Origin of the sequence: uncultured Fibrobacter sp., from assembly GCF_947305105.1 — a bacterium.
GTDB lineage: Bacteria > Fibrobacterota > Fibrobacteria > Fibrobacterales > Fibrobacteraceae > Fibrobacter.
Genome location: NZ_CAMZCS010000060.1, coordinates 1 through 6999, shown reverse-complemented (window position 1 = coordinate 6999; position 6999 = coordinate 1). Strand labels below are relative to the sequence as shown.

General features: G+C 50.9%; 4 protein-coding genes. All 4 read right to left on the bottom strand.

From position 1 onward, the window contains the following. Positions 1-502 precede the first annotated feature (502 nt). The 4 genes from Q0Y46_RS14625 to Q0Y46_RS14610 all read right to left on the bottom strand — a co-directional run bounded on the left by Q0Y46_RS14625 (position 503) and on the right by Q0Y46_RS14610 (position 6857). On the bottom strand, positions 503-1498 hold the full coding sequence (locus tag Q0Y46_RS14625; RefSeq protein ID WP_295680627.1) for an Rpn family recombination-promoting nuclease/putative transposase: 996 nt from the start codon (positions 1496-1498) through the stop codon (positions 503-505). A 278-nt stretch (positions 1499-1776) separates the two neighbouring features. After that, positions 1777-3138, bottom strand: coding sequence for a fibrobacter succinogenes major paralogous domain-containing protein (locus Q0Y46_RS14620; RefSeq protein WP_297948524.1), 1362 nt, complete (start codon positions 3136-3138; stop codon positions 1777-1779). A 367-nt stretch (positions 3139-3505) separates the two neighbouring features. Next, a complete protein-coding gene (locus tag Q0Y46_RS14615; RefSeq protein ID WP_297948520.1) occupies positions 3506-3778 on the bottom strand; it encodes a type II toxin-antitoxin system RelB/DinJ family antitoxin in 273 nt (90 codons plus the stop codon). Positions 3779-4187: 409 nt separating this feature from the next. Then, on the bottom strand, positions 4188-6857 hold the full coding sequence (locus tag Q0Y46_RS14610) for an FISUMP domain-containing protein (protein ID WP_297948517.1): 2670 nt from the start codon (positions 6855-6857) through the stop codon (positions 4188-4190). Positions 6858-6999: the final 142 nt, after the last annotated feature.

Below are 6999 nucleotides of genomic sequence, written 5' to 3'. Positions count from 1 at the left end.
GTTCGACTAAATCGTCGATGAGCGAAGCGAATATTAGACGATTTAGCGATTCCGCCGTAAGGCGGAACCCGAAGGGCAAAAGCTGAGTGAAACGAAGGTTTTGTCCATCTCGCTATTCCGAGAAAAAGCCTCCGCAGGGGGCTTTTTGTATCGGAATGTCGCGCGAGATGAGAACTCACGTAGAGTCAGCTTTCGTGTTGTTTTACAGTGCTAAAGCACTGAAACAACATCGAAACTGACATCGTTCCACTATCAATCGGCGAAGCCGATTTCCCGCGCTAAAGCGCGGAGTGTCACGAGAGTTCGACTAAATCGTCGATGAGCGAAGCGAATATTAGACGATTTAGCGATTCCGCCGTAAGGCGGAACCCGAAGGGCAAAAGCTGAGTGAAACGAAGGTTTTGTCCATCTCGCTATTCCGAGAAAAAGCCTCCGCAGGGGGCTTTTTGTATCGGAATGTCGCGCGAGATGAGAACTCACGTAGAGTCAGCTTTCGTGTTTTTCAGGGCTTCAGTGCGAGAAGTTCCGCTTCTGTGATGTTCATTTTCTTGGCAATGCGTTTCACGAAAAGCTTCATCTTCTTTTCGCTATTCGCCTGCTCTTGCAAAATGCCTTCTTCAAGCCCTACTTTACGTCCTTCTTCACGACCTATTTTTCGGCCTTCTCGGCGTCCGGCTGCCTTAGCCATGCGCTTGGCGTCGGCGATGCTGACGAACCCCATCCGCTGTCCAATGCTCTTGAATGCCATAGTCATCTCCTTGACCAGGTCCTGGTCGACGTACGATTCTAAATATAACTCTATTTTCTTCACAACGGTAGCCCTTGTGTCGTTGTCGAGCTTGTCGAGTAGCGAGTTCAGGATGGTTCCCGCACCGCGGAGCCCGTCGGGGTCGTAGGCGTGCTTCATCACCAGCGTGCCGATGGCGGCTACCGCATTGTCCGCGTCGTTGCAGTCCGTGTCGCGTATGTCCGAGAGGTTCACCATCACGCATTCGAACGGGAGGTCACCCCCGTTGAATTCCGCAAACCGATTCTTCCTGAAGTCGGCGACGGGATCCCAGTCGGTCTTCCCGTTGTAGATGATGATGGCCTTCGTGGGGAGCCACATGAAGTCGGAACGGCTCTTGTTCACCATCACCTCGAAAACGTAGCGGTAGATCTGCGCGAGCACGTCATCCTTCCTGACGGACTTGTGTTCGAGTAAAATCCCCACGAACGCATCGGGGCCGCCCGTGAGCGACTTCGCCTTGAACGCGAGGTCGGCCTCGCCCTGTTCGCCCACAGAACTGAACCTGCCGGGGATGGGCTCCAGGCTTTCCATGTCGACATTCGAGAGCATCCTGCGGAGGGCCGGGGTCCTGCGCTGCGCGAGCCGCAATAGCGCGCTCGTGTTTTCTGGAATGCTGTAAATATAGCGGAAGAACGGGTCGTGCTTGCGGCGCGTTGTCTTCGCCTTGACGGTCGCTTTGACCACCTTTTTTGTTGTCTTTCTTGCCATGTTGCCCTTTGCCCGCATGCGGGCATGCCTGGATGCGTCGCGGCGGCCCCGCGTGGCGGACAGGGGACAGTCCCCTGTCTGTATGTATAGACGTTTTTGCGGGGAAAATTTTCCGGGAATTTGAGGTAAAAAGATGTTTTCGGCGGGCAAAAAAAAGGTTCACAGGTGGTTTTCTGTTTATACAGAAAAAGGCAGCCTTAATGCAAAGGGCCGCCCGAGGTATAAAAAATCGGGCCGGCTTCGCCGGCCTTCTTGGAGGGGGCTTGCCGGTTAGCAACCTAGTCCCTAAGGCAACGAACAGAGAACCCGAGGTACTTGAGGTTGCCGTCCAGGTACGCAAGGTCGCTGTTGTAGCGCAAGCGCATGCTGTACGCGTTGTAGCTATTGTGCTCGGTAGAACTCCAGAAGTCCGCGTAGTAGCCCTCGTAGATGTAATCCCCACTGCCGTTCCTGAGGCCAGCAGGCAACGCCGAGAAGGAATAGGTATCCGAGCCATTGCCACTAGTTCCATAATAATCATTCCAGCCTTCCGTGGACTTTAGCATTATTCCTGCGGTTGCATCTCCCCCTACGGCATCGAACAGAGTTTTCCATTCCGTGGTATCGGGCAGATGCCAGCCCTCAGGGCATACGCCACGAACTTTGCCTTCGCCGAGGTTGCAGAATTCCCCATAATAGCCGCAACCATTGGCCGTATTACCAGGTATAATACCCGCACTGTCCATTGCCGCACTCCACAGGTACAAGCGGCCATATTTAGCACAATTGGCGGGGTCATTATCATAACAATAGCTGGAAGAGTCTTTTTCGCCTCCATTATATGTCTGCTGAATATACCTGTAGTTCAGATTTTCCGCCATCCACCACTGTTCACCAATTTTCACAGTCTTGTAAGTCTGTCCGTCCCTGTCATCCGTCAAGGTGCCATATTCACAGTTGTCTTCTGTATCGATTTTGCAACCTAGAGGGACCGCAGAACTCGATGAACGGTTTGTAGAATCAACGGAACTCGATGAGCTAATTTCTTCATCTGAACTATTGGACTTACCGTCTCTACTGCTGCTGGACGTTTTTACCGCGCTAGAACTTGACGGTGATTTGTCGCTGCTGCTAGAGTCACTTGCCTTATTAGAACTAGACTTTGCCTTCGCGCTTGACGATGATTTTTTCTCCGAGTCCAGCCGAACCGCCTTAGTCAACGAATCGTCAACGGCCCAGAGCCCCTTTTTACAGACATAGGCAGAATCCTCGTCTTCCACATAGGCGGTAGCGCCTTCGTGATCCCTCGTGCATGATGGCAAGTCGTCGAAAGTGGGAACTACCGCATCGACTTTCTCGCCAGATTCAGCATCCTTGGCAGAGTCGGAGTCCTTGTCCAGAATCAATTCAGTCAAGGAATCGTTGGCCGTCCAGCGCTTGCTTTCGCAGACATAAGCCTTCTTCTCGTCTTCTACATAGGCGGTCGTGCCTTCTCGCTTGTCCGTACAGACGGTCAAGTCCTCGAAGGTGGAAACGACGGTGTCGACCATTTCGGCAAGTTCTGCATCCCTGGCGGGGTCGGTACCATTGCTGTCGCCACCGCAAGCCGCAAGCGCAAGCAACAAGGCCCACAAAGCAAGACCGACAAAGAAACGACTCATGATACCCCCTTGGCGACACTCATTCGGGAAATCTACACTTTTTTCAATGCATAGTCAACCTGAATAGATTGCTTCGGGACTGTTCGTCCCTCGCAATGACAAGGAGCGGCCTTTTTTAAAAGGAGATCCCCGACCATGCTTCGGCAAAGCTCAGCACAAGCGTCGGGGATGACATACCGCTCAGACGCCACGCTTATCTCTTGAACAAATCAGAATGCGTTCCGGTATCCACGAGCGTAAGCGTCAGAATCCCCCTGTTTTTTCTGTAACACAGCTACAACTGTCTTAAGTTCTTCTAATGGGAGACCTCGCTTTTTGCAAAGCTTGTACCCCTTCTTGAAGTGACTCGTCCAAATGACTTCGTAAATCATTTATCCAAATCCGCCCACATCTCGTCCATGTCCGTATAGCGTTTGGTCTTCGGGTCAGCTTCAAGGCGTTTCGCCTCTTCGACAGCCTCGAGAAGTTCGCAGGAACGATCCGGGTACTTGACTTCGAAGGGGAGCCCTCGCTGCAAAACCACCTGCCGCAGGAACATGGAAATCGCCTGAGACATCGAAAGTCCCAGCCCTTCAAGGAGGGCGTTGGCTTGATTGTTCAGTTCGGAATCAATGCGGAAATTTTTAGCTATGGTACTCATAGCTATAAATATATATTGTTTCGCTTGCAGATGCAAGCATTTGCTTGCAAATACTTTCAGTTTTATAATGGATAGTTTCATATACATCTTACCCGAAGATTATTCCCATATCTATTTCCGGTTTTTGTGCGGCGGCCCCGCACGGCAAATGGGGACAGTCCCCCATCTGTATGTATAGACGTCTTTGCGGGGAAATTTTTCCGGGAATTTGAGGTAAAAAGATGTTTTCGGCGGGAAAAAAAAGGTTCACAGGTGGTTTTCTGTTTATACCGAAAAAGGCAATCTTAATGCAAAAGGCCGCCCGAGGTATAAAAAATCGGGCCGGCTTCGACGGCCTTTTTTGGAGGGGACTTGCGCGCACGCGCGCTAGCCCCGCTCGCTCTAGCGGCAAGCCGCTTAGGCGAGCCTGCTAGTCCCTAAGGCAACGAACAGAGAACCCGTAGTCCTTGCTGTTGCGGTACAGGTACGCATTGCCGCTGAAGTAGTCCAAGTACATGCTGTACGCGAGGTTACTATAGTACTCCGTAGAGCTCCAGAAGTACGTGTAGTCGCCCTCGCTGAAGTAATCCCCATCGTAGTTCCTGCTGCCAGCAGGCAACGCCGAGAAGGAATAGGCGTCCGAGCCATTGCCGCTTGTCCCATCATCCTTATCATTCCAGCCTTCCGTAGACTTTAGCATTGTTCCTGCGGTTGCTTTTCCACCGACTGCAGTGAGCAAAGTATCCCTTTCGTCTCTGCTGGGCAGGTGCCAGCCTTCAGGGCACACGCCACGAACTTTGACGTTGCCGAGGTTGCAGATTTCCCCATAGCCGCAACCATTGGCAGTGTTACCAGGTATAATGCCAGCGCTATCCATTGCGGCAGCCCAGGTGTAGAGACGACCGTATTTGGCACAGTTGGCAGCATCATTGTCATAGCACCAGCTAGTGGAATCGGAGGCGTAATCACCATCTTTAAAGGGTACACCAGTGTATGCGTAGTTCAGATTTTCCGCCATCCACCACTGTTCGCCGATTTTCACAGTCTTATAAGTCTGCCCGTCTCGGTCGTCTGTCAAGGTACTATACGTCGGCGAGACGGTTAATGAGCTTGACGAACTAACAGGAGCAACCGAGCTGCTGGATGTAGTTGACGAATTTACCGAACTTGAAGAAGCGACAGAACTGCTGCTAGATGTAGTTGATGAATGTATTGAACTTGAAGAAACAAGAGAACGGCAAGCGGATTGAGGATAAGATAATGCAGAATCCTTGACGCAACGAACAGAGAACCCGCGGTACTTATCGTCGTAGCTCAGGTACGCATCGCCGCTGGTGTAGTGCAAGAACATGTAGTACGCGTCGTTGCTACGGCGCTCCGTAGAACTCCAGAAGTTCGCGTAGTCGCCCTCGTTGTAGAAATTCCCAAAGTTGTTCCTGAAGCCAGCAGGCAACGCCGAGAAGGAATAGGTGTCGCGATAGCCATTGTAGGGCCAGCCTTCCGTGGACTTGAGGATTGTTCCTGCGGTTGCTTGTCCCCCTACAGCATCGAACAGAGCTTTCCATTCCGTGGTATCGGGCAGATGCCAGCCTTCGGGGCACACATCCATGGCCCAAGTATAGAGTCGGCCGTATTTTTCACAATACTCAGCACTATCATTGTAGCAGTAACTCCCTGCCTCAGTCTCGTAGTTCAAGTTCTCTGCCATCCACCACTGTTCTCCAATTTTCACAGTCTTGTAGGTCTGTCCGTCTCGGTTGTCCGTCAAGGAGCAGACCTGAATTTGTATCGCACTTTGTGTTGAAACAGTATCAGAGCCCTTGATACAACGAACATAATAGCTATACCTAGAATCACGTAAATCTCCTATTCCGTAACAACCGGCATAAATACGAGAACGATCGCCATCAAATCCCACATGATAACAACCTCCATCAAGCGAATAGCTCCAAAAGCCACTGTTATATGTATCAAAACATTTCGGCTTATAATCGCCAATATTATTACTAACTTCATAAACAATTTTGCAATAGGGAGCTGGAATTGCGTTAAACCCGTAGGCATCCGTACCATTGCCTTTTTCCCGGCCGCTAGTAGACTTTAGCATTATTCCTGCAGTTTTTTCTCCGCCCACAGCAGCGAACAAAGCGTTCCATTCCGAAGTATCTGGTAAATGCCAACCCTCAGGACAAATTCCACGCACAATTCCAGACGGGAAGCAGCCTTGATAACCGCACCCCTTCCCATTTCCATTGCCGGCACTATCCATCACCGCATTAAAAAAATACGAACAACCGTATGTTTCTCGATCATCGCAAATTGCTCTGGTATATAGCCCCATGGATTGAACCATCGGCGCCTGACCGCTTACCACGGGGCCCACGGTTTGATATACATATCCTATTCCACTATACCCCCAATATCTCAGGTTCTCCGCCATCCACCACTGTTCGCCGATTTTCACAATCTTGTACGTCTCAAAGTCGCGGCCATCTCTTAAGGTATCATATTCACAGTTATCCTCAGATTCTGTCTTACACGGGGTAGCCAAGGTATTATCAACTGGAAACACAGACCCCTGCTGGAACGAACTTGACGACTTGTTGTTTTGGCTGTTCGAGGATGTCTTCTCGTTCATACGCTGAATCGCCTTAGTCAACGAATCATCAACGACCCAGAGCCCCTTCTTACAGACATAGGCTGTATCCTCGTCTTCCACATAAGCGGTCGAGCCTTCGCGATTCTTCGTGCAAGCCAACAGGTCGTCGAAGACAGAAACAACGGTATCGGCCATTTCGCCAGGTTCCGTACCCTCGGCGGAGTCGGAGTCCTTGTCCAGAATCAATTCAGTCAAGGAATCATTGACCGTCCAGCGCTTGCTTTCGCAGACATAGGCCTTCTTCTCATCTTCCACATAAGCGGTCGAGCCTTCCCGCTTGTCCGTACAGACCGTCAAGTCGTCGTAGGTGGAAACAACGGTGTCGACCATTTCGGCAAGTTCTGCATCCCTGGCGGGGTCGGTACCATTGCTGTCGCCACCGCAAGCCGCAAGCGCAAGCAACAAGGCCCACAAAGCAAGACCGACAAAGAAACGACTCATGATACCCCCTTGGCGACACTCATTCGGGAAATCTACACTTTTTTCAATGCATAGTCAACCTGAATAGATTGCTTCGGGACTGTTCGTCCCTCGCAATGAACTATGTTAAAAAACAAGGCTTCTTGTGAAAAAAATTAGCATT